The sequence below is a fragment of the Streptomyces sp. NPDC088794 genome, assembly GCF_044750545.1.
GTDB lineage: Bacteria > Actinomycetota > Actinomycetes > Streptomycetales > Streptomycetaceae > Streptomyces.
This window is the reverse complement of sequence record NZ_JBIVKB010000001.1, coordinates 286,977-313,868: the sequence shown is the minus strand read 5'-3', so window position 1 is coordinate 313,868 and position 26,892 is coordinate 286,977. Positions and strand designations below refer to the sequence as shown.

The following is a 26,892-nucleotide window of genomic DNA, read 5'->3' as shown; positions in this document are numbered from 1 at the left end:
CGACTCGATTGTCAGTGGCGGCCCGTATCCTCCGCCGGATGACTCCCCGCCGCCTCGATCGACGCACCCTGGACGCCGCGCTCTCCGACGTCCGGCAGGCCCTGGCCGTGTACGACGACGCCCTGGACTGGCTGCTCAGCCCCGACGCGGCGCTGAAAGGGCCGTTGGGCGCCGAGGTGTGGGTCTTCGACCCGGCCCTGACCCACGTGTTGCTCGTACGGCACCCGTGGCGGGGCTGGGTCCCGCCCGGCGGCAAGGTGGATCCCGGCGAGACGCCCCGCGAGGCGGCCCGCCGGGAACTCTTCGAGGAGACCGGGGTCCGCGCCGCACTCCTTCCGCCACCCGCGACCGCCACCGTCCGCTCCTACAAGCCGGCCTGGCCTGCCGTCCTGGGCGTGTCGTACCTCGCGGTCGTGGATCGCGGGACGAGGCTGACCCCCGAGGACGGTCAGCCCGTCGACTGGCTGCCCCTGGACGAGCCGTGGCAGGGCTGGTTCAGCGAGGACCGGACGCGGATGAGACGGTGCGCGAAGCTGATCGGCGACGGTGAGCGGAGTGGCGAGAGGGCGTGGCGCGGTGAGCGGGATGAGCGCGGGGGGTGATGTCGAGGAGCCCGCGGACGTGGCCGCGCGGCTCACCGGTCTCGCGGTGACCGGCGTGCACCGGATGGCCGGGGCGCTCACCGAAGTCGCCCTGGACGGCGGGCGGTCGGTGGTCGTCAAGCGCGGAGACGGGCCGGGTGAGGTGCGGGCCGAGGCCGCGGGGCTGCGCTGGCTGGCCGACGCCGGTACGGTCCGGATCCCGCGTGTGTACGGGGACGACTCGCGCTGGCTGGTGACGGACCGGGTCCCGCAGGGCCGTCCCACCGCCGAGGCGGCGCTGCGGTTCGGGCGCCAACTGGCCGCCCTGCACGCCTCGGGCGCCCCCGCGTTCGGCGCCCCACCGCCCGGCGGTCCCGTGGCCGCGTACATCGGACTCGCCCCCATGCGCAACGAACCCGGCACCGACTGGCCCCACTGGTACGCCGAGCACCGCGTGCTGCCGTATCTGCGCGACGCGGTGGACGCGGGCACCGTCCGCTCCGCCGAGGCGGCCCTCGTCGAGCACGTCTGCGAGCGCCTGCCCGGACTCGCGGGACCGGCCGAGCCACCCGCGCGTCTGCACGGCGACCTGTGGAACGGCAACGTGCTGTGGGGAGTTGACGCGCACGTGTGGCTGATCGACCCGGCCGCGCACGGCGGACACCGGGAGACCGACCTCGCGATGCTCGACCTCTTCGGCTGCCCGCACCTCGACCAGGTGCTCGACGGATACGTCGATGTGGCGCCGCTGGCGGACGGGTGGCGGGAGCGGGTCGGGCTGCACCAGCTCTTTCCGCTGCTCGTGCACGCGGTGCTGTTCGGGCGGGGGTACGCCGAGCAGGCACTGGCGGTGGCGCGGGCGGCTGTCGCCGGGTGAGAACGGCGGGCGCGGGAACGGCTCATGAGAGGGCTCGGGTGACAACGACCAAGGGGCGCCGCACAGGTGAGATGTGCGGCGCCCCTTGACGTGATGTCGGCGGCGAGGAAAGCGAAGGGACTAGTTTCAGAAGGAGTTGAGAAGGAAGTCCGTTCATGGCCTCGCCTGCGGCAACTCTAACAGTCAGGCCGGGACCAAGTCGCGCAGATTTTCCGGGGTGATGATCACCGAGTCCGGGTGCAGTCCGTCGGGGCGCTCCAGGCCGATGTAGGTGACGGGCGCCGACGGGACCGTCCCGCCGTCCCACACCGTCACCTCCGTTCCGCGAGCGGCCAGCAGATCGGCGATGTACCGGACGTCGATGTGCTCGCGCTCGACGATGCCGCGCAGGAGCGTCGCGATCGTCACGCGGTTGCCCTCGACCCGGTTGCCCGACTGGATGCCCTTCAGGTACAGGTGCAGCCACTTGGCCGTCCAACTGCCGTCCCGTGCACGCCGGAACGCCAGCGGCAGCGCGACCCGGCCGGGCCCGCGCAGCTCCGACTTCATCCGTACCGTACGCGCCTCGAACGGCTGCCCCTTCTGCTCGCCCTCGCGCAGCATGAACCCGAAGAAGGACTCCTCGACCTCCTCGAAGCCCTCACCCGCGAAGATGTTGACCTGCGGCACGATGAACGTGCTGCGCACGGCGCCGAGCCGCAGGTTGATGAACTCCGAGGCGCCGTCGGGCGCTTCGGTGATGTCACCCGAGTGCTCGCCCTCGACCTGGGTGAGGGAGGTGTACGCCAGCCAGGACACCGTCCGGTACTTGGCGTCCAGCATCACCGCCGACAGGTCGAAGTCCGTCCGCTGCTCGGCCTCCTTCCAGTAGACGAAGAACCGCAGCAGTTCGCCGGCGACCGGGGTGACCGAGCCGCGGGGCAGCACGCCGAGGCCCGCAGCGGTCGCCCGCCCGGACAGCGGGAGCGCCACGGAGAGGACGTCCGGATCGACCAACAGGCGCTCCGGAGCGGGGAGTCGGCGGCCGATCTCCGCGTCGAGCGCGGTGATCAGGCGCTTGCGCTCGGCCGGAAGCACGGGCGGCCGCTGGTCCTCGGCGATCCAGGCACGGCCGAGCCGGTTGACGAAGACGCGCCGCTCGCCGGTGTCCCCGGCCCGGTTGTGGAGGTGCTCGCGCACCGCCAGCACGACCCGGCCGGACACGTCGGTGACGACCCGCTCGGCGGCGGCCACCACGGCCTCGCGCTCCTCCTCGTCGATCGCCGTGCGCAGCAGCCGGTCCAGGGAGCGGAACAGCTTGCCCGGCGCGGACTTGAGCAGCTCGGTCGCGCCGAGGACGTCCTGCATGCCGAGCAGTTCCTCGACCCGGCTGTCGAAGGAGCGGGCCTCCTGCTCGCCCCGGGCCACGGCGAACACCTGGGCGGCGTACGGCCATTGGGGGTACTCGTGCGGGTGCAGCCGCTCGCCGAGCCGCTTCCACTGCTCACGATGGGCGTGTACGTCGGCGAGCTTGGCCGGAGCGGCCGAGACGACCGAGTCCAGCCCGGCGAGCAGCGCGCGCCGGACCGGCCGCGGCACCGTCCGGAACCTGGTGGACTCCTGGAGGGTCACGTCACCGCCGGACAGGGCGCAGGCCAGCCGCAGCACGTCCGTGACGGTGTCCAGGAGCGGCTCCGAACCCGCCGTCAGCCGGGCCTCGTTGACCACGGCACGGTTCTCCCGGACCAGGATCGCCTCGGGCTGCGGGCCGTCCACGCAACGCGCGGCGAGCACCTTGAGGTCGCCGAGGTCGTCGTCGTTCAGCGGAGTGCTGCTGCCCGCCAGCGCCAGATACAGGGCGGTGACCTCGTCGTCCGCCGTGCCGCCCAGGTGCAGGACGGTCAGACGGTCGCCGGCCGCGGCGATCAACTCGTCGTGGTGGCCGAGCATTTCGGCGTAGGTGTGCTGGTAGGTGCCGTACGAGGGGAGCGTGAGCAGGTTCACCACACCGCTCTCCAACTGGGCGAGTGTACGGTCGCGGGACGCGTCGTCCGCCAGCGCATCGGAGATGCAGCGCATCCAGAAGTCGAAGGTGTCGGGCACGTTGGCCGGGAAGTCGATGAAGTACGCGTTGTGCGAGACGTGGTCGCCGGCCATCTCGCGGACCGTGCGCAGCGTGCGCACGGCGGTGTCGACGACCGTGCCTTCGGAGCGCCCCGACAGGTGTGCCAGCAGGTCGGCCGAGAGCTTGAAGCCCACGGACATCAGGACGGCGTCGAACTGCCGCGCGGCGACGTCCCCTTGACCGGCCGGGCCGGTGGACAGCGGGAGTCGGTGAGCATGCCGGATGACCAGCGGTTCCAGAAGGTGGGGCATTCCGGCATGGTCGCAGAGGTGTTCGAACGGGCGCATGTGGTTTTCCGTCGAGTGTTCTGCCATCGGGCAGCGTCCTCTATAGTCAACAATGCGAATAGGTGGTGAATTGGCTATCCGGTCGTCGCGATGCGCTCCGACGACGGCGGAAGGGGGTCTCGTGCCGATGGTGGACGGATATCTGCGGTACGTGGCGCTCGGCGACAGCCAGACCGAGGGGCTCGGCGACGGCGACGACGTACAGGGCCTGCGCGGCTGTGCCGACCGGTTCGCGGAGCTGCTCGTCGCGGGCAACCCCGAGGTGCGGTACGCCAACCTCGCCGTGCGCGGGAGCCTCGCCGGGCAGGTGCGCGCCCGGCAGCTCGCGCCCGCGCTCGCGATGAAACCCGACCTCGCGACCGTCGTCGCCGGTGTCAACGATCTGCTGCGGCCCGGCTTCGACGCCGACGAGGTGGCCGGCCACCTGGAGGCGATGTTCGCCGCGCTCACCGGGCAGGGTGCCCGGGTCGCGACGGTCACCTTCCCCGACATCGCCCGCATCACCCCGCTGGCCCGCCCGCTCGCACCCCGGATCACCGCCCTCAACGACCGCATCCGGACGGCGGCCCACCGCCACGGCGTGGCGCTCGCCGAGACCGGCCTGCACCCGGTGCTGACCGACCCGCGCCTGTGGAGCCCCGACCGGCTGCACGCCAGCCCCCTCGGCCACGCCCGCATCGCCGCGGCGGTCGCCGACGCGCTCGGCCTGCCGGGCAGCGACGACCAGTGGACCCACCCCCTGCCCGCCGACCCGAACACCCCCACCCGCCTACGAGCTGTCGGCGTCGAGCTGCGCTGGGTCGGCTCCTTCCTGGGCCCCTGGCTCGCACGCCGGATCCGCGGCCGGTCCTCCGGGGACGGCCGAGTGGCCAAACGCCCCGAACTGCTCCCGGCCGGGCCGCTGATCGCGGGACGCCTGAGGGAGCCCGGGTCCATGGAGAGGTCCGGTCTGATGGATGAGTCCGGATCCGTGGAGAGGCCCGGATCCACGGAGGCGCGATAGCCATCCCCTTGACTGATCAACGCGGTGTTAATTTGGGGCAATGGCTCTGCGCAACGCGGTGATGGCCGCTCTTCTGGAGGGCGAGGCGTCCGGGTACGACCTCGCGAAGGGCTTCGAGGCCTCGGTCGCCAACTTCTGGATGGCCACCCCCCAGCAGCTCTACCGCGAGCTGGAGCGCATGGAGAGCGACGGCCTCGTCTCCGCACGGGTCGTCCAGCAGGAGCGCCGCCCGAACAAGCGCCTGTTCTCCCTCACCGAGGCCGGCCTCGACGTGCTCCGCGACTACGTCGCCGAGACACCGGCGAAGCCCATGGCCATCAGGGACGAACTGATGGTCAAGGTCCAGTGCATCGACATCGGCGACACCGAGGCCGTACGCGCCGGCATCGTCCAGCGCATGGAACGCTCCACCACGAAACTCGCCCGCTACGAACGCCTGCGCGAACGCCTCCTGGACGGACGCGACGAGGACGAGTACCTGGCCAAGACCGACCGCATCGGCCCGTACCTCACCCTCCTCGGCGGCATCGGCCTGGAACAGGGCAACCTCCGGTGGGGGGAGACGGTCCTGCGAAAGCTGGACCAGCGGGCGGCGGCGAGGTCTCCGGAGAACGACTCATGATGCTGCCGTAGCCTCCATGGTCATGTTCAAGTGGTGGCATGTGCTGGCGGACGACGAGCGGCAGCAGTGGACTCTGGATCCGTTCGTGAGCGTGGGGCCGCTGACGTTCGGCATGGCGCCGAGTGAGGTGTCGGAGGTACTGGGCGGCGTCACCGGAGATCCGCAGCGGCTTCTGCTCGGCCGACGCGCGAACGAAGTCGTCGACGCCGTCGAGGAGGGCGAGTACCGGGAGTTCGGGCTGAAGCTCTACTACCAGGAGGAACGGCTGTTAGGCGTGGTGGTCGACGCACTGCGAGGTCCGCAGGTCTTCGTTGAGGGTGTGGCCTTGGTCGGTCGCGTCCCCTCCGCTCTGGAGCAGTGGATGCTGGACCGTGCCGAAGCCCACGAGCCGTACTCCGAACTCACCTACATGGATGCCGGAGTCCCTGGGTCGGCCTCACTGGGCGTCGTCCTGGACGTGCAGCGCGCGGGCGACCAGCTCCTGACGCGGCCGGTGTTCGTCCCCCGGGAAGCCCTGGACGACCTCCCCCAATTCCTGCCCCGGGACGCCTGGTCGCGCTGCTGAGCGCACGCCACGTGATCCTCTGGACATGACTAACCCCGTCGCTCATGCTCCTGGAACCCCGGCCCCAGTGCCCGCAACGCCTCGTCGAGGAAGGTGGACAGGTCGGAGCCGTCCTGGCGTAGCCACTGTTCGTAGGCGGCGACGGCCGCGCCCAGGCAGGTGTAGGCGATGACCTGGGGGAGGAGGGCGTCCGGGGGCTGGGCGACGCGCGTGGCCGCGAACTCCGCCACTACGGCGCGCCATTCGGCGTATCGGAGGGTGGAGTGCGCCTGGAGTGCGGGTACTTCGAGGATCAGGCGCATGCGGAGGCGGTGCCAGGGGATCTGGGCCGCGTCGAGGCGGTTGAAGTCGACGATCGCCTCGCGCAGTGCGTCCATCATCGGGGTTTGGGGTGGGAAGTCGGCGAGAGTGGCCCGCAGTCGGCGCAACTCGCCCTCGAAATCGCCCCAGACGACGTCGTTCTTGGACTGGTAGTAGCGGAAGAAGGTACGACGGCCGATCCCCGTCGCGCCCGCGATGTCCTCGACCGTCACCGCGTCGAAGCCGCGTACGGAGAACAGTCGCAACGCGTGCGTCTCCAACTCGGCGCGGGACGTCGACGGGCGGCGCCCGACCCGGGTGGCCCGGTGGGCGGTGGGTGAACTCGACGATTCCGGCACGCGCTCTTCCTTTCGGCACCGGGTGCAATTATCGTCCCGGAATTAGAGAACGGAAGTATTCAGACGAGAGAGGGATCTTCTCATGGCTGATGCGATCCAGAGCCCGGAGCGCGCGGGTGAAGCCGTGGCTCCCCGCGAGGAGGAGCCGGAGTCACTGGTGGAGGAGGAGCTCCTGGTCGAGGAGGTCTCCATCGACGGCATGTGCGGCGTGTACTGAACCGGCCGCTCTCGATGTCGACCCGCCCGTCCTTCGACATGGCCGGAGCCTGGGCCCTGCACCCGCAGGTCGCGGTGCGACCGGAGCCCTTCGGAGCCCTGCTCTACCACTTCGGCACCCGGCGCCTGTCGTTCCTCAAGGACCGCCGACTCCTCGACGCCGTACGGCTGTTGGCCGACCGACCGAGCGCCACGGCGGCCTGCCGCACCGCCGGCATCCGTGACGAGGAACTGGCGCGCTACCGGGCCGCCCTGGGGACGCTGGCGACGTCCCACATGATCGTGCGGCGCACGAACTCCCCCGAAGGAGAGGCGTCTTGACCTCCCCCGCACCCCCGAGCCCGACCCGTCTGGTCGACCACTTCCAGTACGGCCTCGACGCCCCGATCTGCCTCACCTGGGAACTGACCTACGCCTGCAACCTGTCCTGCGTCCACTGCCTCTCCAGCTCCGGCCGCCGCGACCCACGCGAACTGACCACCGACGAGTGCAGGTCGGTCATCGACGAGCTCGAACGCATGCAGGTCTTCTACGTCAACATCGGCGGCGGCGAGCCCACCGTCCGCCCCGACTTCTGGGAACTCGTCGACTACGCCACCGCCCACAAGGTCGGCGTGAAGTTCTCCACCAACGGCGTCCGCATCACCCCGGACACGGCCCGCCGACTCGCCGCCTCCGACTACATCGACGTCCAGCTCTCCCTCGACGGCGCCACCGCCGACGTCAACGACGCCGTACGCGGCCCCGGTTCGTACGACACCGCCCTGCGCGCCATGGGCCACCTCAAGGCGGCCGGCTTCCGCGGCTTCAAGATCTCGGTGGTGGCGACCCGGCACAACATCGGCCAACTCGACGCCTTCAAGCGCCTAGCCGACGAGTACGGTGCCCAGCTCCGCCTGACCCGACTGCGCCCCTCCGGCCGGGGCGCCGACGTCTGGGACGAACTCCATCCGACCGCGCGACAGCAACGGGAGCTCTACGACTGGCTGTTGGAGCACGGCGAGGATGTCCTCACCGGGGACTCCTTCTTCCATCTGGCGGGCTATGGCGAGGCTGCGCTGCCCGGGCTGAACCTCTGCGGAGCCGGGCGCGTGGTGTGTCTGATCGACCCGGTGGGGGACGTCTACGCCTGCCCGTTCGCCATCCACGACACCTTCAAGGCCGGGAATGTACGGGCCGAGGGCGGCTTCACCCGCGTATGGCGCGAGTCCTCGCTCTTCGTCGACCTGCGGCACCCGCAGACCGACGGCGCGTGCACAAGTTGCTCGGCCTTCGACTCCTGCCGGGGCGGCTGCATGGCGGCGAAGTTCTTCACCGGGCTGCCGCTGGACGGCCCGGACCCGGAGTGCGTGCGGGGGTACGGCGAAACGGGGTTGGCGGATCCGGCACGTACGGTTCCCGCGCAGGGCCAGGACCACTCTCACCGCCGTAAGCCCAAGGCGAAGCCAGAGGCGGTCTTCGTGACGATCGGGAAGCGCCCCGACGACTCCCGTACTCCTCCCGTCTCCCCGTGCGCCGAACACCCCTTGGCTGGGTTCCGGCCCGCCGAAGGCCAGTCCGTCGAACTCCCGTAATCCTTCGCGCGAGCGATAGCGAGAGGCAGCCACCCATGCGCAACCGCTGGTTCGAGACCGTCGCGCACGCCCAGCGGCGGGCGAAGAGACGGCTTCCCAAATCCGTGTACGGCGCGCTGCTCGCCGGTTCCGAGGCCGGAGTCTCCTACCGGGACAACACCGCCGCCTTCCAGGAGTTGGGCCTCGCGCCGCACGTGGCCGGCCTCGCCACCGAACGCGACACCGCGACGACGGTCATGGGCCAGGAGATCGCGCTGCCCGTGATCATCTCGCCCACCGGAGTCCAAGCCGTGCATCCGGACGGCGAGTTGGCGGTCGCCCGGGCCGCAGCCGCGCGCGGCACGGCGATGGGGCTCAGCTCCTTCGCGAGCAAACCGGTCGAGGAGGTCGTCGCCGCCAACCCGCGCACCTTCTTCCAGATGTACTGGATGGGTTCGAAGGACTCGATGATCCGCACCATGGACCGGGCCCGCACCGCCGGCGCGGCCGGTCTGATCGTCACCCTCGACTGGTCCTTCTCGCACGGCCGCGACTGGGGCAGTCCCTGGATCCCGGAGCGCCTGGACCTCAAGGCGCTCACGAAACTGGCCCCGCAGGGCCTGTCACGCCCAGGCTGGCTCCTCGACTACGCCCGCTCCGGCAGCCTCCCCGACCTCACCACCCCCAACCTGACGGACGAGAACGGTACTTCCCCCGCCTTCTTCGGCGCGTACGGGCAGTGGATGGGCACCCCGCCGCCCACCTGGGACGACATCCGATGGATGCGGGACGAATGGCAGGGTCCCTTCCTGCTCAAGGGCATCTCGCGGATCGACGACGCCCGCCGGGCCGTCGACATCGGCGTCATCGCCCTCTCGGTCTCCAACCACGGCGGCAACAACCTCGACACCACCCCCGCGCCCATCCGCCTGCTGCCCGGCGTGGCCCAAGCCGTCGGCCACGAGGTCGAGGTACTGCTCGACGGTGGCGTCCGGCGCGGCAGTGATGTCGTGAAGGCACTGGCACTGGGCGCCCGCGCGGTCCTGATCGGCCGCGCCTACCTGTGGGGCCTCGCCGCGGCCGGACAGGCCGGAGTCGAGAACGTGCTCGACATCATGGCCGGCGGCATCGACTCGACCCTGCGCGGACTCGGCCGCTCCTCGATCCACGAACTCGGCCCGGACGACGTGCTGTTGCCCCCGGGCTTCACCCGCACCGCGGGTGCCACGGAGCACCGATGACCGACCTGGCACACCTCAGCTGGACGGACCTGCCGGACCGGCCGCCGGTGCTGGTGCCGCTCGGCTCCATCGAACAGCACGGTCCCCACCTGCCGTTGGACACCGACACCCGGATCGCCGACGCCGTCGCACGCGCGGTGGCGCGGAGACGGGAGGAACGGCGGCCGGGGGAGCGGTGGTTGGTGGCACCGCCGGTCGTCTACGCGGCCAGCGGCGAGCACCAGGACTTCCCCGGCACGATGTCCATCGGCAACGAAGCGCTGGGCTTCCTGCTCGTGGAGCTGGTCCGCTCGCTCACGCTCTGGTCGGGGCGCGTCGTGATCGTCAACGCCCACGGCGGGAACGTCGGTTGCCTGACGTCGGTGGTCGCCCGCCTCGCGGAGGAGGGGCGGGAGGCGGCCTGGATTCCGTGCTTCCCCGAGCGCGGCGACGCGCATGCCGGCCACACCGAGACCTCCCTGATGCTCCATCTCGCCCCTGAACTGGTCGACTTGAAGCGGGCCGAGGCCGGGAACACGGCTCCGCTAAAGGAGTTGATGCCCGCACTCCGCGCCTCCGGCGTCCGCGCGGTATCCCCCTCCGGCGTGCTCGGCGATCCGACGACCGCCACGGCCGCCGAGGGTGCGCGGCTCTTCGCCGAACTCCTGGACCGAGCAGAAGAAGCACTTCCATGACCGACGAGAAGGGCTCACCGACGTGATCGAGGAGAAGGGGCGCTCCGACGTGACCGAAGAGAGGAGGGTCGCCCTCGTCACCGGCGCCGCCCGCGGAATCGGCGCGGCCACGGTACGCGCCCTGTGCGCCGAGGGGTACGGCGTGCTCGCGCTGGACAGCTGCGAGGGCACCGGCGACGACCTGCCGTACGCCCTCGCGACCCGCGAGGACCTGGAGAAACTCGGCGCCGAACACCCCGACCAGGTACTCACCGAAGTCGCCGACGTCCGCGACCGGCACGCCGTCGACGCGGCAGCCGCCAAGGCCGTCGCACACTTCGGCCGCCTCGACGCCGCCGTCACCGCGGCCGCCGTCATCCGGGGCGGACAGCCCCTCTGGGAGACACCCGAAGCCGACCTGCGGACCCTGTGGGACGTCGACGTCATGGGCGTGTGGAACACGGCGGCGGCCTGCATACCGCACTTCCTCGCCCAACCCGCCCCGAGCGGCTGCCGTTTCGTCGCCATCGCGTCGGCCGCCGGCACCCGCGGCCTGTTCCACCTCGGCGGCTACGGCGCCGCCAAGCACGCCGTCGTCGGCCTCGTGCGCGGCCTCGCCGCCGACCTCGTCAACACCGGCGTGACCGCCGTCGCCGTGTCGCCGGGCTCGACCCGCACCGCCATGTTGGCGGCGGCGACCGGGTTCTACGGGCTCGACGACGTCGAGGCCTTCGCCGAGTCCCAGCTCCAGGGACGCCTCATCGAGCCGGAGGAGGTCGCCGGACTGGTCGCGTACTGCTGCTCGCCGGGCGGCGGTGTCGCCAACGGAGCGGTGATGAGCGCGGAAGGCGGTTTCCGGGGATGAGTGCCGGGGTGGGCTCGCCTGGGCGGAGTGGCGGGGCGAGTTCGTCCTGGGGGAGTGCTGGTTCGTCCTGGGGGAGCGGGGGAGGAGGAGCGGGCCTGCCGTTCGGCGCGGTGCTCCGACTCGGCCCCCAGGTAAGGCAGTACGACAACGGCCGGGTCCTCGTCGGCGGCAGCCCACCCCGGCTCGTACGACTCGCGCCCCGCGCGGTGCCTCTACTGACCGGCCGCCGGATCCGGATCGAAAGGCCCACCGCGGACCGCCTCGCGCACCGTCTCCTCGCCCTCGGCATGGCCCACGCAGCCGCTGCCGAACTGCCCGTCCTGGACGGTGCCTTCCTCACCGTCGTCGTCCCGGTCTGTGACCGACCACGGGAGTTGGACCGCCTGCTGAGCGGACTAGGCGGCCACGCACCAGTGATCGTGGTCGACGACGGCTCGCGAGACCCGCTCTCCGTGGCGCGCGTCGCCGCCCGCCATGCCACCCGCCTCGTGGTCCTCGACACCAACTGCGGCCCGGCGGCGGCTCGCAACGCAGGACTGCGCCAAGTCCGCACGCCGTACGTCGCGTTCACCGACTCCGACATGGTCATCGACCCGGATACCCTGTCCACCCTCCTGCGCCACTTCCACGACCCGGAGTTGGCGATGGTCGCCCCGCGCGTCCTCGGCCTGGCCGAAGCGGGCCCCGGCTGGCTGTCCCGGTACGAAGCGGCACGCTCCTCGCTGGACCTCGGCCTCGACCCGGCCCTCGTACACCCACGTTCGCGTGTGTCGTGGCTCCCCAGCGCCTGTCTGGTCGCCCGGGTCGACGCGCTCGGGGCCGGATTCACGGAAGCCCTCCGGGTCGGGGAGGACGTCGACCTGGTCTGGCGCTTGGCCGCCGAGGGCCGACGGATCCGCTACGACCCGACGGTGACGGTCCGGCACGACCATCGCACCCACCTCGCCAACTGGGCGGCTCGCAAGGTCTATTACGGTTCCGGAGCGCGCGCCCTCGCCGAGCGGCACGGTTCGGCGATCGCCCCGGCCACCCTCACTCCGTGGGCTGCGGTGGTGGCGATCGCCCTGCTCGCGCAACGCCGTTGGTCCGTCCCGGTGGCCGCCATCGTCGCCGGCGCTGTCTGCCGCGGCTACGCCCGTGACGTGACCGCGGGTACCGAACAGCCGCAACGACTCGCGGCCTCCCTGACCGGGCTGGCCCTGGCAGCGACCGCCGAACAGACGGCGGCTCTACTGCTGCGCCATTGGTGGCCGCTGACTGCTGCGGGCTGCCTTGTCTCACGCCGAGTGCGCCGGGCCACTGTGTTGGCCGCTGTGGCCGACGGACTCCTCGAACACCGGCGCCGGGCACCGGACTTGGACCTGATCCGCTTCCTCGTCGCCCGCCGCCTTGACGACATCGCCTATGGGGCAGGGCTGTGGGCGGGGGCGGTTCGGGGGCGGTCGATGCGATGTCTGCTACCGGAAATCCGGCGGCAGGACGCCCGGAGACGGGGCGTCCGGAGGCCGGAGGGGCGATGAGCGTACGCCGATGGTTGCGGGCCATAGGTGAACTGCCGCTCCCCGCCGCCAAGTTGCCCGACTGCGCCCTTCTCGACTGGGCGGCGTCCGGCGCCATGGCGCTCACGGGTGAGGCGAGTGGCCCGCCCGTGCTGTCGCCGGGGTCCATGTGGTCGCTGCTGGGCGAGGTGAGTGGGGCGTTGGCTTCGTTGAGCGCGGAGACGGGACGCAGGGTTGAGGTCGACCCGGCGCTGCTTCTCACCGGTCGGGCCGGTGTCAGGAAGTTGACCCGGCGAGGCCGTACGTCGGCCGGTGGCGCAACCCGGTTGCTGCGCGCGTCGGACGGCTGGTGTGCGATCACTCTCAGCCGCCCGGACGACCTCGAACTCGTCCCCGCCATCCTGGGCCGTGCCGACGTGACAGACCCTTGGCGGGAGCTCGGGACGGCTGTACGCGCCACGGCGGCTCGTGAATTCGCCGAGCATGTACGGCTGTTCGGGGTTCCTGCTGCTTCGCTGCCGGACGCGCCCTTGGCCGTTGAGGCGCCGTGGCGAGTCGTGCGGATCGCTTCACCTGTCCGGCGTGTACGGCTGGAGGGGGCGCTCGTCGTGGACTTCTCCTCGCTCTGGGCCGGTCCCCTGTGCGCCCACCTGTTGGGCCAGGCCGGAGCCAGGGTCGTCAAGGTGGAGAGCACCAGCCGCCCCGACGGCGCCCGCAGCGGGAGCCCACGCTTCTACGACTGGTTGCACGCCGGGCACGAGAGTGTCGCCGTCGACTTCGCCACGGCCGAGGGGCGCGCGGTCCTCCTTGACCTCGTACGCGCGGCCGATGTCGTGATCGAAGCCTCTCGACCGCGTGCACTGGCGCAGTTGGGGTTGGCGCCGGAGCGGCTCGAGCACCGTGCCGGGAAGGTGTGGGTGAGTATCACCGGGTACGGGCGTGGGCGGCCGGAGCGGGTCGCGTTCGGTGACGACGCTGCTGTTGCGGGTGGGCTGGTGGGTTGGACAAGTGGTGGGCAGGGTGGGCCGATTCGGCCTGTGTTCTGTGCGGATGCTGTCGCTGATCCGCTGACGGGGATGGCGGCGGCGGCGGGTGCGCTGGGTTCTTTGGCGTGTGGGGGTGGGCAGTTGATCGATGTGTCGATGAGGGATGTGGCCGCGGTGTTCGCCGGGGTGGAATCCGGTGGGCACGGTGCACATTCGGTGAGGGGTGACGTCGTAGAGTGTCGGCACCTCGGGCGCAGTCAGGCCGTACTGCCGCCGCGTGTACCCCAACCGACGGGGCAGGCAGCGAAGTTGGGTGCCGACACCGACCGAGTCCTCGGCGAGTTGGCTGTCACCTGAGGTCGCCGTACACGACCCGGCCCTCGATAAACGTGGCCCGCACCTGCCCGGCGTCCGGCGAGTGCAGAGCATCGGCCAGTGGCCGGTCCAGCAGTACGAGGTCGGCAGGGTCCCCTTCGGCGATTCTGCGCGGAGGGCCGCCGGGGTCGTGCAGCGGCGACAGCATGCCGTGTAGCACGGTTGCGGCAGCGACCCGTTCGGCCGGTCCGAGTACCCGGCCTGAGGGTGTCGTCCGTTCGGCGGCGGCCCGCAGACAGGCCCAGGGGTCCGGGTCGCCGTAGGGCGCGTCGCTGCTGGGCGCGACCTGGACGCCCGCTCGCAGCAGGCCGGCGTAACGCCACAGGTCAGGGCGGTCCTCGGGGTCGACGCGGGCCCAATAGTCGTCGCCGCGCCGGGCGATGAGCGTCGGCTGGGTCACTACGCGGATACCGCGGGCCGCCAGTTCCTCGGCCGCGGCGAGGTCGGCGACGGCGCAGTGTTCCACGCGGTCGTCGGCCAGTCCGCCGGCCTGGTCGAACGCGGCGAGGGTAAGCGCGAGTGCCGTGCGTGTCACGCAGTGCACGGCGACCGGGCGACCGTCGGCATGCGCCCGGCGTATCCGCTCGGCGAGGCCGTCGAGGTCGGGGAGCGCGTGGTCGGCGACGACGAGCTTCACCGGGCCGAGGCTCAGTCGGGGGTGGTCGGGCGGAGCGGCGTCGGCCGCCATCAGCAAGGCGTGCTGGGGGAGTTCACCTTGCCGTACGGCATCGGCGACGACCTTGGCCGCGCCCGCGTCCGGCGTCGCGTCGGCGACATGGGTGACACCGAGGGCAGCCAGCCGCGCGCCCACTGTCCGCAACGACGGAGGTCGTCCGCCGAGCGCGTCCCGCAGCCAGGCGTCGGCTCGCCACAGGCGCCCGGTGGGCCGACCGGCGCTGTCGCGCTCCATGCCTTCGTGAGCCGCGAGCCGGTCCAGCTGTCCTCGACCCGAGCCTCGCTCCGGCTGTTCGCGCCCCGAGTCCTGATCCATCCCTGCCAGCCCTGTCAACCGTTCAAGCCCGGCCGAGTTGAGCACCCACAACGCCCCGGACCGATGCTGCACCCGCACCGGCATGCCATCGCTCCACCCGTCCAACACGTCGCGATCCAGGGTCCCGTGGACGACATCGTCGTACCCGACCGCCCGTACCCACCCGTCTTCACCCACAGAGGCCCGCGCAAGCACCGCTGGGAGCTCGCCCCGCGAGACCCCGGTCAGGTCCGACGACGTGTCGCCCGCCGCCATCGCCGCGAGGTGGAGGTGATGATCGGCGAGGCCGGGCAACAGTGCGCCGCCGTCCCCTCGTACGACGAACTCGTCGGCGCGAGGAGGGAGTCGGGACCCGATCTCGGTGATCGCCCCTCCCCGGAGCCGCACATCCGCCACGCGCCGAAGCGGATACAGCTCCACGCCTGCCAGCAGTACGTCACCGTCCATGGCCGTCGACCTCGTCCGCCTGCGCCACTTCGTCCACCAGCCCCCACCGCAGCGCGGTGTCCGCGTCGATGCGAGCCCCGCTCAGCACCATCCAGGCGGCCCGCCACCGCCCGATCCGGCGCGGCACGCTCACCGTCCCGCCCGCGCCCGGCACAAGGCCCATCCCCAGCTCGGGCAACTGGAAGAACGTCTCGGGCGAGGCCGTCACCCGCCCAGCGAAGGCGGCGAGTTCGATGCCCGCGCCGACCGCCGCACCCTGCGCCCGCACGGTCACCCGTTCCCGCATCCGGTCGATCAACCGCCACGGCGCCCGGTCCAGGCGCACCAGGTACGCGGCCACGAGATCCCGGGCGCTGCCGAACTCGGCGAGATCGCCTCCGCTACAGAACACCGGCCCGGCACCGGCCAGTTCGACCTCCTTGACGGTGTCGTCGAGGAGGGCGATCTCCAGGGCCGCGTACAACTCCTCCCGCATCCGGAAGCTGAACGCGTTCCGTCGCTGCGGTCGGTCGAGCAGGATCGACAGCCTGTCGCCTTCCCGGTCGACGCGGATGAGTGGGTGGCCGGTCGCGGGGGCCGGGGTCGCTCTCCGATCGGCCAGCCAAGCTCCGAATTCCGCCCCGCCCAGGAGCATCGAGTACACCGCTGCCTCCGCGGCCAGCCCCTGAAGGGTGTCGAGCGAGGGTGTCTGGCGCAGCAACTGCCCCAGCGCCAGGCTCGCTTGCGGATGGCGCGAGGCGGCCGAGGCCAGGTCGGCGAAGGCCGTGTGCGGATCCGGCACGGGCACCAACGTCCGGTCGGACGCGTCCACTTGCGGATCGGCGGCGAGGGTGAGCGTCAGTGCTTCCAGTAGTGGGCGTAGTCGTTCGGGAGGTCGGCGGGTCGCGATGCCGATCGTGAGGGCCGGGGAGTCGCGGACACGAGCGGCGGCTCGGGCGGGGTCGCCGTCGGCCCAGTCGTCGAGAAGCAGGCGCCGCACCGGAGCCTGCGGGCGCCCGTCGGGGCGGATCGTCAACCCCTCGTCGACGTCGACCGGGTCCATTCACCCAGCGTATCCGGATACTCCGCGGGATGGGATCTGATTCTCTCGTACGGTATTGGCATTCTCGTTTTTCGAAAGTACCGTATCCGGCGATGAATGACTTCGCCCAGACCTCGTCCGGCATCCCGCTGAAGCCGGTCTACGGACCGGCGGACCGGGTCGCCGAGCCGCCCGCGCCGGGCGCGTTCCCCTTCACGCGGGGCAACTACGCCACCGGGTACCGGGGACGGCTGTGGACGCTCAGGCAGTACTCGGGGTTCGGCACCGCCGAGGAGTCGAACCGTCGCTACCACTACCTCCTGGCTCAGGGCGGCACCGGCCTGTCGGTGGCGCTCGACCTGCCCACGCAGTGCGGTTACGACTCCGACGACCCGGAGGTGAGCGAGGAGGTCGGCCGGGTCGGGGTCGCCGTGGACACGCTCGCGGATGCCGAGGTGCTGTTCGAGGGCATCCCCCTGGACCGGATCAGCACCAGCTTCACGATCAACGGGACCGCGGCGATCCTGCTGGCCTTCTACGTGGCCGCGGCCGAGCGCAGGGGAGTGCCCCGGGCGAAGCTCACCGGGACCATCCAGAACGACATTCTCAAAGAGTACGCCTCGCGCGGCACCTGGATCTGGCCGCCCGAGCCGTCGCTGCGGCTGATCGCCGACACGATCGAGTTCTGCGCGGCCGAGGTGCCGAGGTTCAACGCGATCTCGGTGGCCGGCGCGCACTTCCGCGACGCGGGCGCCAATGCCGTGCAGGAGATGGCGTTCACGCTGGCCGACGGGGTCACGTACTGCGACACGGTGCTGGCCCGTGGACGTATGACGATCGATCAGTTCGCCCCGCAGGTCTCCTTCTTCTTCTACACGCACGGTGATTTCTTCGAGGAGATCGCCAAGTACCGCGCCGGGCGGCGGCGTTGGGCGACCATCGTGCGGGAGCGGTACGGGGCCGGGCCCGACAAGGCGGCGATGTTCCGCTTCGGGTGCGTCGCCGGCGGGGCCTCGCTGTACGCACCGCAGGCCCGCAACAACACCGTCCGGGTCGCCTACGAGGCGCTCGCCTCCGTACTCGGGGGTGTGCAGTCGATGTTCACGGCGGCCTGGGACGAGCCGTTCGCGTTGCCCAGTGAGGAGTCCGCGACGCTCGCCCTGCGCACCCAGCAGATCCTCGCCCACGAGACCGGAGTCGCCCGCGTGGCCGACCCGTTGGGCGGCTCGTACTTCGTCGAGGCGCTCACCGACGCCACCGAGGAACGGATCGTCGAGATCATGGCCGATCTGGAGGCGCACGGCGGGATGGTCCGGGCGATCGAGGACGGCTATCTGCAGGGGCTGATCGCCGACGAGGCCTATCGGGTGCACCGGGACGTCGAGGCGGGCACCCGGCCCGTCGTCGGGGTCAACCGGTACGTCGCCGAGGACGAGCCCGCCCCCGACATCGCCACCTACGAACTCGACGCCAAAGGCCGCGAGGTGCAGCTCAAGCGGCTCGCCCGGGTCAAGGCCGAACGTGATCCGGCCGCCGTCCGCGACCGCCTGGCCGCCCTCTCCCGAGCCGCCGAGGGCACCGACAACCTCATGGGCCCGCTGATCGACTGCGCCGACGCCTACTGCACGGTCGGCGAGATGGTGACCGCCCTGAAGGGCGTGTGGGGCGAGTTCCAACAGCCGGTGGTGTTCTGATGGGCGCCCGCGACCTGCCGGTGGTGCTGATCGCGATGGGCACCCGCTCTCTTCAACCGGCGGTGCTCTGATGGGAGTTCGCATCCTGATCGCCAAGCCCGGTCTCGACGGTCACGACCGGGGCGCCAAGATAGTGGCGCGGGCACTGCGCGACGCCGGGTTCGAGGTCGTCTTCACCGGCATCCGGCAGCGCGTCGACGACATCGTGGCGACCGCCGTCCAGGAGGACGTGGCGCTGGTCGGCCTGAGCATGCTCTCCGGCGCCCATCTGGCGCTCACCGCCCGGACCGTCGAGGGGCTGAGGGCCGCCGACGCGGACGACATCCGGGTCGTCGTCGGCGGCACGATCCCCCCGGCGGACGTCCCGCGCCTCAAGGCCGTGGGCGCCGTCGCCGTGTTCCCCACCGGAACACCTCTTGACGTCGTGGTGGCGGACGTTCGCGCCCTCACCTCACCCTGAACCTTGGAGGGCACGTGCGGATCGGTGTCATGATCGGCCCCGAGCGGGGGGACTCCGCGCGGAAGGTCTCGCGGATGATCGCGGACGTGCGGTGGGCCGAGTCGGCCGGCATGGACACCGCCTGGGTGCCCCAAGTCCCCTCTGATTTCGACGCGTTGACCGCCGTCGCGCTGATGGGCGCGAGCACCTCCCGCATCGAGTTGGGGACGGCCGTCGTGCCGCTCCAGGCCCAACACCCCGTCGCCCTCGCCCGCCAGGCCCTGTCCGCGCAGGCGGCGGCGGGTGGCCGTCTTGCGCTCGGTGTCGGACCCTCGCACCACTGGATCATCCAGGACATGCTCGGCCTCCCCTACGAACGTCCGGCCGGCCTCACCCGCGACTACCTCGACGTCCTGGACGCGGCCCGCAACGGCCCGGGCCCGATCGACGTCGAGAACCCCACCTACACCGTGCACAACCCCTTCGACCTCGCCCCCGTCGCCCCGTTGCCCGTCCTGCTCGCCGCCCTCGGCCCGGTCATGCTGCGCCTCGCAGGCGAGCGGGCCGACGGAACCATCCTATGGATGGCCGACGAACGGGCCGTCGCCGACCACGTCGTACCCCGCATCACCAAATCGGCCGAGGCGGCCGGGCGTTCGGCCCCACGGGTCGTCGCCGGCATCCCCGTCTGCCTCTGCCGCCCCGCCGAGGTCGACGCGGCCCGCGAACGCGCGAACCGCATTCTCGGCGAGGCCGAGATCTCGCCCAACTACCAACGTCTCCTGGACTACGGCGACGCCCGGGACGTCGGCGACCTGTGCGCGGCGGGCGACGAGGCGGCGATCGCCGCGCGCTTCAAGCGGTTCGCGGACGCGGGCGTCACCGACCTGTCCGTACGGCTGCTGCCGATCGGCCAGGGCCGGGACGAACTCGTCGCCTCCAAGCTCCGTACGCGCGAGATGATCGCCTCGCTCGCGGCGGAGTTCCGGTGACCCCGGGACCGCTGGCGGGCATCCGGATCCTGGAGGTCGGCCACATCCTCGCGGGCCCGTTCGCCACCATGCTGCTCGCCGACCTCGGCGCCGAGGTCACCAAGATCGAGCCGCCCGGCGGTGACCTCTCCCGCCAGGTCGGCGACGCCTACTTCGCCAGCATCAACCGGAACAAGCGCAGCATCTGCCTCGACCTCACCACCCCTGAAGGGCAGGCAAGGGTAGGGGAGTTGGCCGCCGACGCCCACGCTCTGCTGGTGAACCTCAAGCCCTCGGTCATACGCCGGCTCGGTCTCACCTATGACGCCCTGCGCCGTTTCAACGAGCGGATCGTGTGCGTCGCCGTCACCGGACACGGGCTCGACGCGGGCGACGATCCCGCCTTCGACTACGTCATCCAGGCCGCGACCGGCGTCGCCGCGCTCACCGGCCACCCGGACGGGCCGCCGACCCTGCCCGGATACTCCTCCGTCGACAACTCGGCCGCTCTCACAGCCGCGTTGGGCCTGCTCGCGCAGATCGTCTCCGGGCGCGGCGGACAAGTCGAGGTCGCCCTACGGGACGTGATGCTCGCCCAGCTCAACTACCGGGCGTCGGCCTACCTCAACGACGAGGTCGAGCCGCGCCGGATGCCCTTCGGCGCACATTCCTACTATGTGCCGGCCCAGCTGTTCCCCACCGCCGAGGGCTACTTGGCGCTGTTCGTCACGCACGACGGCTTCTGGAGGGCGTTCGCCGGCGAGGCGGGGATCGACGGGTTTCCGACGATGGCCGAGCGCGCGGCCCGGCGGGACGAGGTCCTCGCCGCCGTCACGCGAGCCCTCGGTGCCGACACGGCACGTGGCTGGGAGGCGCGGCTGCGGCCCCTCGGCGTACCGGCGGCGGCCGTGCGCACACTGCCCGAAGCCCTGGACGCCGCACCGGAGATGATCGTGAGGGCCGGGAAGTACCGGCTGGTCGGCAGCCCGGTGCGGGTCGCCGGGTACGAGCCCGCGTATCGGCCGCCGCCGGGGTTGGGCGAGCACGGCTGACTCCCGCCGACCCACTCGTACTCATTCGTAGTGGACAGTGACCGACCCCTCGTCCGGAACGCCCTGGCAGGTGAGGACGTAACCCTCCGCCACCTCGTCCTCGGTCAGCGCGTCGTTCACCGGCATCGTCGCCGTGCCCTGCGTCAACTTGGCCATGCACGTGGCGCAATTGCCCGCCTCGCAGGAGAAGGGCGGGGCGAGGCCTGCGCGGCGGGCGCTCTGGAGGAGGGTCTCGTTCGGGTGCTTGGGCACGGAGACGCGCTTGTTGCCCAGCAGGATGGTGACGGTGCCGGTGTCTTCGGGTGCGGGTGTCGGTGCCGATGCGGGCGTAAGCGCGGGTGCGGGCGCCGGGCCGGCGCCGAACCGTTCGCTGAACACCCGCCCGGGCCCCGGCAGCGCCGACTCCACCAGTTCCATGAACGGCTCGGGACCGCAGACGTACGCGTCCGCGTCGGCGTCCGACCCGACGAACTCCCTTATCCCGTCGGCGTCGAGGTAACCTCGGTCGGCATCGTGGTGCCGTACGACCGTCAACCGGCCGGGGTGGCAGGCGGTCAGATCCGCCAGCACCGAGTCGAAGATCGCCGACTCCCGGTCGCGGTCGGCGCAGAGCAGGCGGACGCCGCGATCGGTCGTCGCCAGCGTGCTCTTGGCCAGGGAGAGGATCGGGGTGATTCCGCTGCCGCCACTGAAGCCGAGCAGCGGGGTGGCGGCCTCGCGGAGGCAGAACAGGCCCCTGGGCTGGGTGAGTTCGACCTCATGGCCCTCGACGACGTGGTCGATCAGCCAGTTCGAGACCTTGCCGCCCGGCACGCGCTTCACCGTCGTCATCAGATCGGAGTCGGTCTCGGGGGCGCTCGACATCGAGTACGAGCGCAGCAGGTCCCTGCCGTCCACCTGGACCCGGAAGACGCAGAACTGCCCCGCCTGATAGGCGAACGGGCCTTCGTGCGGGGCGAGTACGAAGGTCCGTGCGTCGTTGGTCTCGTGGACGACCTTGACGACGGTCGCACGGCGGAACAGGGCGGGGCTCGCCATGGACGCCCTCCTCGGGCTCTGGTATCAAGGTTCTATCGAAGTGAGAATACTATTCTCATCAATCAGATGGGGCCCTCTCAACGGGTGGGGACGAGAGATGAGTGAACGGGCCGCGCTGGCCTTCGAGGAGCGGGAGTACGGCCGGGGTGAGTTGACGGCGCTCGCGGACGGGCTGGCTCGGACGATGGCGGAGCGGGGCGTGCGGGCCGGGGAGCGGGTCGCGCTCATGTCGTCCAACCGGCCCGAGTTCGTGATCGCCGTCCAGGCCGTCTGGCGGCTGGGGGCGGTGGCGGTCCTGCTCAGTCCGGCGTGGAAGCGGGGCGAGGTCGAACACGCCCTGGAGATCACCGAGCCGGCTCATGCCGTGGGCGATCACCCCGTCCTCGCGGGCCTCATGCCGATGCTGCACCTGGATGCGCCGATCACGCCGGGAGCGACGTCCCCCGCACCGCCCGACCCCGCGTCCGACGCCGTCCTCGTGTTCAGCTCGGGCACCACCGGCATGCCCAAGGCGGTCCGCCACACGCACGGTTCGCTCGCGGCCGCCGTGAACCACTGGCGTGACTGCCTCCGGTTGAGCTCCACCGACCGCATCCAGATCGCGACACCGCCCTCGCACATCCTCGGCCTGCTCAACATCGTCACCGCGCTGGAGACGGGTGCCTGGGTGCGCCTGCATCGCCGCTTCGACCTCGACCGGCTGCTGCACCACATCGAACTGGACCGCATCACCGTCGAGATGGCCGTCGCGCCCATCGCGCTCGCCATCGCCTCCCACCCGAAACTGGAGCGGTACGACCTGTCGTCGCTGCGCTACATCATGTGGGGCGCGACACCGGTGACGCCGAGCATCGCCGAGACCGTCACCCGGCGTACCGGGGTCGCGTGGGTGCCCGCCTACGGCACCAGCGAACTGCCCGTCATCGCCTGCAACCCGCTCGACGGAGCCCGCCTGGACACGCCGGGGCGCCCGGTCCCCGGTGTGCGCGTGCGCGTGGTGTCGCTGGAGACCGGAGAGCCGGTGGACCCGGGCGGGACCGGGGAGATCGAGGTGCGGTCGGCGTCTCTGATGGCCGGCTACCTGCCTGCCGAGGCCACCGCGGACGCCCTCCACGGCGGCTGGTACCGCACCGGTGACGTCGGCAGTGTCGACGCGGACGGCTGGCTGTATCTCACCGACCGCTCCAAGGAGATGATCAAGGTGAGGGCGTTCCAGGTCGCTCCCGCCGAGGTCGAGGCCGTGCTGCACGGGCATCCCGCCGTCGCCGACTGCGCGGTGTTCGGCATCCCTGACGGCGCGGACGGAGAGGCGGTCGTGGCCGTGGTGCAACGGGCCGGGCCGGTGGAGGCGGCCGAACTCGTTGAGCTGGTCGGCGCGCGTCTGGCCTCCTACAAACGGCCCCGGCACGTGGAGTTCGTGAGCGAGATCCCGCGGCTGCCGTCCGGGAAGGTGCTGCGTCGGGTTCTCAAGGAACGGCTCCTCAAGGAACGGCTTCGCCAGGAGGGGCCCCTCCACGAACGGCCTTCCGAGGAGCGTGATGGACGTACGTCTGACAGCTGAGCAGCTTCAACTCCGCCAAGCCGCCGCCCGGTTGGCCGCCGATCTCGGCCCCGGTTCGGTTCTCGACCTGGACGACGGTGACCGGATCGCCCGGCTGGAGAAGGCCGTGGCGGCGACGGGCTGGCGGGCGCTGCGCTCCGACGGGGCGACCGGGGTCGAAGTGGCGTTGGTCGTCGAGGAGTTCGGGCGCGGGCTGGTCGACGTACCGCTCCTGGGGCCCGTACTCGCCGACGACCTGATCCGGGACGACTCGTCGGCCGCGATCGTCGTGTCCGGCCTGGCGCGGGACGCACGCGGAATGCACCGGGCCCTTTCCCTGGACGGGAACCGGCTGCTGTTCGCCGAGACCGGCGGACTCGTGCCAGGCGCCGACCTGACCAGACGCAACGCCGAACTGCGCGGACCGCTGGAGCCGATCGGAACCGTCTCCGACGAAGTGGCCGACCGCTGGCGGGCGTTGGCGCTGGTCGCCACCTGCGCTGACCTGGTGGGCACGGCTCGCGGCGCCCATGCCCTCGCCTGCGACTACGCGGGGCTCCGTGAGCAGTACGGCCGAACGATCGGTTCCTATCAGGCGGTTGCGCATCCCCTCGCCGAGGGCCTTGCCTTGATCGAGGGCTCGGTGAGCGTGCTGCGGCACGCCGCCTGGGCCGTCGACGAACTGCCGCCGACCGAGGCGATCCGCGCCGCCCGCATCGCCAAGCTCTACTGCGCCCGAGCGGCCCGCACGGTCTGTGAGACCGCCGTTCAGGTGCACGGCGGCATCGGCAACACGTGGGAGTGCCTCGCCCATGTGTATCTGCGCCGGGCGTTGACGTCCGCCGACCTGTTCCCCGTCCGCCTGGAGGAGATCGACCGTGGACTTTCGTGACGCGCCCGAGGAGGCCGCGTTCCGCGAGCGGCTGCGCGCCTGGCTGGCCGAGCGGGCCGGGACGTTCCCGACCGCCGGTGACGCGTACTGGGCGCGGCAGGGGGACTGGCACCGGGACCTGTACGCGGCCGGCTTCTTCGGGCTGTCCTGGCCCAAGGCGTACGGCGGCCACGAACTGCCGCCGGTCTACGACGTCATCCTCGACGAGGAACTCGCCCGTGCCGCAGCTCCGGCCCGCCCCAGCCTCGGCTACCTCGTCCAGGGCCTCGGCCGGCACGGCAGCGAGGAGCTGCGCCGCCGCTTCCTGCCCGGCATGATCGACGGCACCGAACGCTGGTGCCAGGGCTTCAGCGAACCCGGCGCCGGCTCGGACCTCGCGTCCCTGACGACGACCGCCACGCGCGATGGCGACACCTATGTCGTCAACGGCCACAAGATCTGGACCAGTTACTCCGACGTGGCGGACTGGTGCCTGCTGCTGGCCCGCACCGACCCGGACGTGCCGCGGCACAGAGGGATCTCGGCGTTCATCATCGCCATGGACCAACCCGGCGTCGAGCAACGGCCGTTGCAGATGATGAGCGGGGCCACCAAGGAGTTCGGCCAGGTTCTCTTCGACGGCGCGACCGTGCCCGCCGACCAGATGGTGGGTGCGCCCGGGGACGGCTGGGCGCTGGCCATGACGGTCGCGGGGCACGAGCGGGAGCCGTCGACGCTCGGCTTCTCGGCCCGCTACGGCAAGCTCGTCCGGGAGTTGGTGGACCGCACGCCGGGCGCGTTGCCACCGGAGCTGGGCTGGGCCGTCGTAGAGACGGAGATGCTGCGGCTGCATGTACGGCGGCGGCTGTCGGAGCAGCTCGACGGGGTCTCGCACGGGCCCGAGGGCTCGCTCGACAAACTCCTCATGACCTGGGTGGAACAGGCCGTCGGACACGCGGCCCTGACCGTCGGCGGCACCGAGGACCCCGAACTGCTCGGCGCCTACCTCTACAGCCGCGCGCAGAGCGTCATGGGCGGCACCTCGCAGATCCAGAAGAACATCATCGCCGCGCGGATCCTCGGACTGGGAGCCTGACATGACGGACGGTCAGAACATGTACGGCATGCCGGAGGAGATCGACGTCCGCGCGGACGGCCCGCTGCGGATCATCACCCTGAACCGGCCCGACGCCTACAACGCCGTCAACGACCCGCTCCACACCGGCCTGGCCCACCTCTGGCCGCGCCTCGCCGACGACCGGGACGCCCGCGCGGCCGTGCTCACCGGCGCGGGCAAGGCCTTCTCCGCGGGCGGTGACTTCACCTACCTCGACGAGATCAGACGCGACGCCGACCTGCGCTCCCGGACCATCGCGCACGGCCGCGACCTGGTCCTCGGCATGGTCCGCTGCCGTGTCCCCGTCGTCGCCGCCGTCAACGGCCCGGCCGTGGGCCTCGGGTGCAGCCTCGTAGCCCTCAGCGACGTCGTCTACATGGCCGAGTCCGCCTACCTCGCCGACCCGCACGTCCAGGTCGGCCTGGTCGCGGCCGACGGCGGCCCACTCACCTGGCCGCTGCACACCAGCCTGCTCCTCGCCAAGGAGTACGCCCTCACCGGCGCCCGCATCCCGGCCGAGAAGGCCGTCGCCCTGGGCCTCGCCAACCACGTGGTCACCGACCCCCTCGCCGAGGCCATGGCCTGCGCCAAACGCATCGCCGGACTGCCCCGCCAGGCCGCCGAGAGCACCAAACGCCTCCTCAACACGCACCTGGAACGCGCGGTCCTCGCGACGCTCGACTACGCCACCACGGCGGAGGAACTGTCGTTCCAGTCGGAGGACTTCAGGGAGAGCATCGAGCGACTGGCGGGCGGTAGAGGGTGACGGGGAGGGTCGGCGTGCCGGTTCACTTCGGAGCCGGCGACTGAGGCCGGACCCGGCGGGTCACTTCGGCGGGAACCTCAACGCCCCGTCCAGGCGGATCACTTCACCGTTGAGGTAGTCGTTCTCGCAGACGTGCTGGACCAGGGCCGCGTACTCGGCGGAGCGGCCCATTCGTCTCGGGTGGGGTATCTGTGGGCCCCAGTACGCCTCCAGCTGGTCACCCGCCTTGCCGTAGGCCGGGGTGAGGAAGGTGCCGGGTGCGATGGTGACGACCCGGATGCCGAGGGGGGAGAGGTCGCGCGCGGCGACCAGGGTCATGGCGGCGACCCCGCCCTTGGCGGCGGCGTAGGGGAGTTGGCCGATCTGGCCCTCGTACGCGGCGATGGAGGCGGTGTTGACGACGACGCCCCGGCCGCCGTCCGCGTCGAGCGGTTCGTGGCGGGCGATCGCGGCGGCGGCCAGGCGCAGCACGTTGAAGACGCCGGTGAGGTAGATGTCGATGGTCCGGCGGAACCCGGCGAGGTCCAGCGGCTCGCCGTCCCGGCCGATCAGGCGTCCGCCGCTCGCGGGGCCGCCGTGCGTGTCGACCGAGATCCGCAGCGGGGCAAGGGAGTCGGCGTGGTCGATCGCGTTGCGTACGTCGTCCTCGTCGGTGGCGTCCGCGCGCACGTAACGGATGCCCAGCTCCTCCTCCAGGGCCTTGCCTTTGTCGTCGGCCAGGTCCGCGACCACCACCTCCGCCCCGGCCGCGCGCAGTCGGCGGACCGTGGCCTCGCCCAGCCCGCCCGCCCCGCCGACCACGAGCGCCGAAGTGCCCTGAACCTGCATCGCGACTCCCCTCTGAGGCATACATGGTTCT

Annotated in this window: 27 protein-coding genes; 21 read left to right on the top strand and 6 right to left on the bottom strand. The window is 71.4% G+C overall.

All coding sequences use genetic code 11. The features are described from left to right. Window positions 1–38: 38 nt before the first annotated feature. Together ACIP6U_RS01525 and ACIP6U_RS01520 are read left to right on the top strand one after the other, a co-directional pair. Window positions 39–602 (top strand): NUDIX domain-containing protein, encoded by a 564-nt coding sequence (locus ACIP6U_RS01525; RefSeq protein WP_401711284.1) that lies wholly within the window; start codon window positions 39–41, stop codon window positions 600–602. Beyond that, a complete protein-coding gene (locus ACIP6U_RS01520) occupies window positions 586–1,458 on the top strand; it encodes a fructosamine kinase family protein (protein WP_401711281.1) in 873 nt (290 codons plus the stop codon). Before ACIP6U_RS01525 ends, ACIP6U_RS01520 begins: the two co-directional genes overlap by 17 nt. Before the next feature lie 183 nt (window positions 1,459–1,641). Here the strand turns inward: ACIP6U_RS01520 and ACIP6U_RS01515 are convergent, their stop codons facing one another. Further along, complete coding sequence (locus tag ACIP6U_RS01515; protein ID WP_401711279.1) at window positions 1,642–3,813, bottom strand: hypothetical protein; 2,172 nt, start codon at window positions 3,811–3,813, stop codon at window positions 1,642–1,644. Between the two features lie 163 nt (window positions 3,814–3,976). Here ACIP6U_RS01515 and ACIP6U_RS01510 point away from each other — a divergent pair, with 163 nt between their 5' ends. From ACIP6U_RS01510 to ACIP6U_RS01500, 3 genes are read left to right on the top strand one after another with little or no spacing between them, the layout of a single operon-like run. Continuing rightward, window positions 3,977–4,852, top strand: coding sequence for an SGNH/GDSL hydrolase family protein (locus ACIP6U_RS01510; protein WP_401711277.1), 876 nt, complete (start codon window positions 3,977–3,979; stop codon window positions 4,850–4,852). A gap of 40 nt (window positions 4,853–4,892) precedes the next feature. Continuing rightward, window positions 4,893–5,474, top strand: coding sequence for a PadR family transcriptional regulator (locus ACIP6U_RS01505; protein WP_401711274.1), 582 nt, complete (start codon window positions 4,893–4,895; stop codon window positions 5,472–5,474). 16 nt (window positions 5,475–5,490) lie between these two features. Beyond that, window positions 5,491–6,039 carry a hypothetical protein gene (locus ACIP6U_RS01500; RefSeq protein WP_401711271.1) on the top strand — a complete coding sequence of 183 codons (549 nt, stop codon included), beginning with the start codon at window positions 5,491–5,493 and terminating at the stop codon, window positions 6,037–6,039. A gap of 29 nt (window positions 6,040–6,068) precedes the next feature. Here ACIP6U_RS01500 and mftR read toward each other — a convergent pair whose 3' ends face one another. Beyond that, a complete protein-coding gene (gene mftR / locus ACIP6U_RS01495; RefSeq protein WP_401711269.1) occupies window positions 6,069–6,698 on the bottom strand; it encodes a mycofactocin system transcriptional regulator in 630 nt (209 codons plus the stop codon). An 82-nt stretch (window positions 6,699–6,780) separates the two neighbouring features. Between mftR and mftA the strand changes: the two genes are divergently transcribed. The 8 genes from mftA (at window position 6,781) to ACIP6U_RS01455 (ending at window position 14,068) form a co-directional block, all read left to right on the top strand. Then, window positions 6,781–6,915 carry a mycofactocin precursor MftA gene (mftA, locus tag ACIP6U_RS01490; RefSeq protein WP_401711266.1) on the top strand — a complete coding sequence of 45 codons (135 nt, stop codon included), beginning with the start codon at window positions 6,781–6,783 and terminating at the stop codon, window positions 6,913–6,915. Next, window positions 6,900–7,235, top strand: coding sequence for a mycofactocin biosynthesis chaperone MftB (gene mftB, locus ACIP6U_RS01485; protein ID WP_401711263.1), 336 nt, complete (start codon window positions 6,900–6,902; stop codon window positions 7,233–7,235). The genes mftA and mftB overlap by 16 nt, the downstream gene beginning before the upstream one ends. Beyond that, window positions 7,232–8,488 (top strand): mycofactocin radical SAM maturase, encoded by a 1,257-nt coding sequence (mftC, locus tag ACIP6U_RS01480; protein ID WP_401711260.1) that lies wholly within the window; start codon window positions 7,232–7,234, stop codon window positions 8,486–8,488. The genes mftB and mftC overlap by 4 nt, the downstream gene beginning before the upstream one ends. Before the next feature lie 35 nt (window positions 8,489–8,523). Beyond that, complete coding sequence (gene mftD / locus ACIP6U_RS01475; protein ID WP_401711257.1) at window positions 8,524–9,708, top strand: pre-mycofactocin synthase MftD; 1,185 nt, start codon at window positions 8,524–8,526, stop codon at window positions 9,706–9,708. Next, the gene (mftE, locus tag ACIP6U_RS01470; protein ID WP_401711254.1) at window positions 9,705–10,382 is read left to right on the top strand and encodes a mycofactocin biosynthesis peptidyl-dipeptidase MftE; all 678 of its coding nucleotides are present in this window, start codon (window positions 9,705–9,707) and stop codon (window positions 10,380–10,382) included. The genes mftD and mftE overlap by 4 nt, the downstream gene beginning before the upstream one ends. Further along, entirely contained in the window at window positions 10,330–11,226 is an 897-nt protein-coding gene (locus ACIP6U_RS01465; protein WP_401711252.1) for a mycofactocin-coupled SDR family oxidoreductase, read from the top strand. The genes mftE and ACIP6U_RS01465 overlap by 53 nt, the downstream gene beginning before the upstream one ends. Window positions 11,227–11,336: 110 nt before the next feature. After that, window positions 11,337–12,746, top strand: coding sequence for a mycofactocin biosynthesis glycosyltransferase MftF (mftF, locus tag ACIP6U_RS01460; RefSeq protein WP_401711250.1), 1,410 nt, complete (start codon window positions 11,337–11,339; stop codon window positions 12,744–12,746). Continuing rightward, window positions 12,743–14,068 carry a CoA transferase gene (locus tag ACIP6U_RS01455; protein ID WP_401711247.1) on the top strand — a complete coding sequence of 442 codons (1,326 nt, stop codon included), beginning with the start codon at window positions 12,743–12,745 and terminating at the stop codon, window positions 14,066–14,068. The genes mftF and ACIP6U_RS01455 overlap by 4 nt, the downstream gene beginning before the upstream one ends. Here the strand turns inward: ACIP6U_RS01455 and ACIP6U_RS01450 are convergent. Next, window positions 14,061–15,524, bottom strand: coding sequence for an amidohydrolase family protein (locus tag ACIP6U_RS01450; protein WP_401711245.1), 1,464 nt, complete (start codon window positions 15,522–15,524; stop codon window positions 14,061–14,063). The two genes, ACIP6U_RS01455 and ACIP6U_RS01450, sit on opposite strands and share 8 nt — an antisense overlap. Further along, window positions 15,514–16,566 carry an enoyl-CoA hydratase/isomerase family protein gene (locus ACIP6U_RS01445; protein ID WP_401711243.1) on the bottom strand — a complete coding sequence of 351 codons (1,053 nt, stop codon included), beginning with the start codon at window positions 16,564–16,566 and terminating at the stop codon, window positions 15,514–15,516. The genes ACIP6U_RS01450 and ACIP6U_RS01445 overlap by 11 nt, the downstream gene beginning before the upstream one ends. Window positions 16,567–16,658: 92 nt before the next feature. Between ACIP6U_RS01445 and ACIP6U_RS01440 the strand changes: the two genes are divergently transcribed. The 4 genes from ACIP6U_RS01440 (at window position 16,659) to ACIP6U_RS01425 (ending at window position 20,701) form a co-directional block, all read left to right on the top strand. After that, complete coding sequence (locus ACIP6U_RS01440) at window positions 16,659–18,239, top strand: methylmalonyl-CoA mutase family protein (protein ID WP_401711241.1); 1,581 nt, start codon at window positions 16,659–16,661, stop codon at window positions 18,237–18,239. Between the two features lie 70 nt (window positions 18,240–18,309). Further along, complete coding sequence (locus ACIP6U_RS01435; protein WP_401711240.1) at window positions 18,310–18,699, top strand: cobalamin B12-binding domain-containing protein; 390 nt, start codon at window positions 18,310–18,312, stop codon at window positions 18,697–18,699. A gap of 14 nt (window positions 18,700–18,713) precedes the next feature. After that, window positions 18,714–19,670, top strand: a complete 957-nt coding sequence (locus ACIP6U_RS01430; RefSeq protein WP_401711237.1) for a TIGR03564 family F420-dependent LLM class oxidoreductase — start codon at window positions 18,714–18,716, stop codon at window positions 19,668–19,670. After that, the gene (locus ACIP6U_RS01425; RefSeq protein WP_401711234.1) at window positions 19,667–20,701 is read left to right on the top strand and encodes a CaiB/BaiF CoA transferase family protein; all 1,035 of its coding nucleotides are present in this window, start codon (window positions 19,667–19,669) and stop codon (window positions 20,699–20,701) included. Before ACIP6U_RS01430 ends, ACIP6U_RS01425 begins: the two co-directional genes overlap by 4 nt. A gap of 21 nt (window positions 20,702–20,722) precedes the next feature. Here the strand turns inward: ACIP6U_RS01425 and ACIP6U_RS01420 are convergent, their stop codons facing one another. Next, window positions 20,723–21,739, bottom strand: a complete 1,017-nt coding sequence (locus tag ACIP6U_RS01420; protein WP_401711231.1) for a 2Fe-2S iron-sulfur cluster-binding protein — start codon at window positions 21,737–21,739, stop codon at window positions 20,723–20,725. 97 nt (window positions 21,740–21,836) lie between these two features. Here ACIP6U_RS01420 and ACIP6U_RS01415 point away from each other — a divergent pair, with 97 nt between their 5' ends. The 4 genes from ACIP6U_RS01415 to ACIP6U_RS01400 are packed head-to-tail and all read left to right on the top strand — an operon-like array spanning window position 21,837 to window position 26,033. Next, a complete protein-coding gene (locus tag ACIP6U_RS01415) occupies window positions 21,837–23,300 on the top strand; it encodes a class I adenylate-forming enzyme family protein (protein WP_401711228.1) in 1,464 nt (487 codons plus the stop codon). Next, on the top strand, window positions 23,278–24,171 hold the full coding sequence (locus ACIP6U_RS01410; protein ID WP_401711226.1) for an acyl-CoA dehydrogenase family protein: 894 nt from the start codon (window positions 23,278–23,280) through the stop codon (window positions 24,169–24,171). The genes ACIP6U_RS01415 and ACIP6U_RS01410 overlap by 23 nt, the downstream gene beginning before the upstream one ends. Next, the gene (locus ACIP6U_RS01405; protein WP_401711223.1) at window positions 24,158–25,246 is read left to right on the top strand and encodes an acyl-CoA dehydrogenase family protein; all 1,089 of its coding nucleotides are present in this window, start codon (window positions 24,158–24,160) and stop codon (window positions 25,244–25,246) included. Before ACIP6U_RS01410 ends, ACIP6U_RS01405 begins: the two co-directional genes overlap by 14 nt. 1 nt (window position 25,247) lies before the next feature. Continuing rightward, complete coding sequence (locus tag ACIP6U_RS01400; protein ID WP_401711220.1) at window positions 25,248–26,033, top strand: enoyl-CoA hydratase/isomerase family protein; 786 nt, start codon at window positions 25,248–25,250, stop codon at window positions 26,031–26,033. Window positions 26,034–26,093: 60 nt separating this feature from the next. Here the strand turns inward: ACIP6U_RS01400 and ACIP6U_RS01395 are convergent, their stop codons facing one another. Then, entirely contained in the window at window positions 26,094–26,861 is a 768-nt protein-coding gene (locus ACIP6U_RS01395) for an SDR family NAD(P)-dependent oxidoreductase (RefSeq protein ID WP_401711217.1), read from the bottom strand. Between the last annotated feature and the right edge of the window lie 31 nt (window positions 26,862–26,892).

What these genes read in the sequence shown, in the direction of transcription:
- ACIP6U_RS01525 (WP_401711284.1), top strand. Translation starts at nt 39, where the DNA reads ATGACTCCCCGCCGCCTCGATCGACGCACCCTGGACGCCGCGCTCTCC.
- ACIP6U_RS01520 (WP_401711281.1), top strand. Translation starts at nt 586, where the DNA reads ATGAGCGCGGGGGGTGATGTCGAGGAGCCCGCGGACGTGGCCGCGCGG.
- ACIP6U_RS01515 (WP_401711279.1), bottom strand. Translation starts at nt 3,813, where the DNA reads ATGCCCCACCTTCTGGAACCGCTGGTCATCCGGCATGCTCACCGACTC.
- ACIP6U_RS01510 (WP_401711277.1), top strand. Translation starts at nt 3,977, where the DNA reads ATGGTGGACGGATATCTGCGGTACGTGGCGCTCGGCGACAGCCAGACC.
- ACIP6U_RS01505 (WP_401711274.1), top strand. Translation starts at nt 4,893, where the DNA reads ATGGCTCTGCGCAACGCGGTGATGGCCGCTCTTCTGGAGGGCGAGGCG.
- ACIP6U_RS01500 (WP_401711271.1), top strand. Translation starts at nt 5,491, where the DNA reads ATGGTCATGTTCAAGTGGTGGCATGTGCTGGCGGACGACGAGCGGCAG.
- mftA (WP_401711266.1), top strand. Translation starts at nt 6,781, where the DNA reads ATGGCTGATGCGATCCAGAGCCCGGAGCGCGCGGGTGAAGCCGTGGCT.
- mftD (WP_401711257.1), top strand. Translation starts at nt 8,524, where the DNA reads ATGCGCAACCGCTGGTTCGAGACCGTCGCGCACGCCCAGCGGCGGGCG.
- mftE (WP_401711254.1), top strand. Translation starts at nt 9,705, where the DNA reads ATGACCGACCTGGCACACCTCAGCTGGACGGACCTGCCGGACCGGCCG.
- ACIP6U_RS01455 (WP_401711247.1), top strand. Translation starts at nt 12,743, where the DNA reads ATGAGCGTACGCCGATGGTTGCGGGCCATAGGTGAACTGCCGCTCCCC.
- ACIP6U_RS01450 (WP_401711245.1), bottom strand. Translation starts at nt 15,524, where the DNA reads ATGGACGGTGACGTACTGCTGGCAGGCGTGGAGCTGTATCCGCTTCGG.
- ACIP6U_RS01445 (WP_401711243.1), bottom strand. Translation starts at nt 16,566, where the DNA reads ATGGACCCGGTCGACGTCGACGAGGGGTTGACGATCCGCCCCGACGGG.
- ACIP6U_RS01440 (WP_401711241.1), top strand. Translation starts at nt 16,659, where the DNA reads ATGAATGACTTCGCCCAGACCTCGTCCGGCATCCCGCTGAAGCCGGTC.
- ACIP6U_RS01435 (WP_401711240.1), top strand. Translation starts at nt 18,310, where the DNA reads ATGGGAGTTCGCATCCTGATCGCCAAGCCCGGTCTCGACGGTCACGAC.
- ACIP6U_RS01420 (WP_401711231.1), bottom strand. Translation starts at nt 21,739, where the DNA reads ATGGCGAGCCCCGCCCTGTTCCGCCGTGCGACCGTCGTCAAGGTCGTC.
- ACIP6U_RS01415 (WP_401711228.1), top strand. Translation starts at nt 21,837, where the DNA reads ATGAGTGAACGGGCCGCGCTGGCCTTCGAGGAGCGGGAGTACGGCCGG.
- ACIP6U_RS01410 (WP_401711226.1), top strand. Translation starts at nt 23,278, where the DNA reads ATGGACGTACGTCTGACAGCTGAGCAGCTTCAACTCCGCCAAGCCGCC.
- ACIP6U_RS01400 (WP_401711220.1), top strand. Translation starts at nt 25,248, where the DNA reads ATGACGGACGGTCAGAACATGTACGGCATGCCGGAGGAGATCGACGTC.
- ACIP6U_RS01395 (WP_401711217.1), bottom strand. Translation starts at nt 26,861, where the DNA reads ATGCAGGTTCAGGGCACTTCGGCGCTCGTGGTCGGCGGGGCGGGCGGG.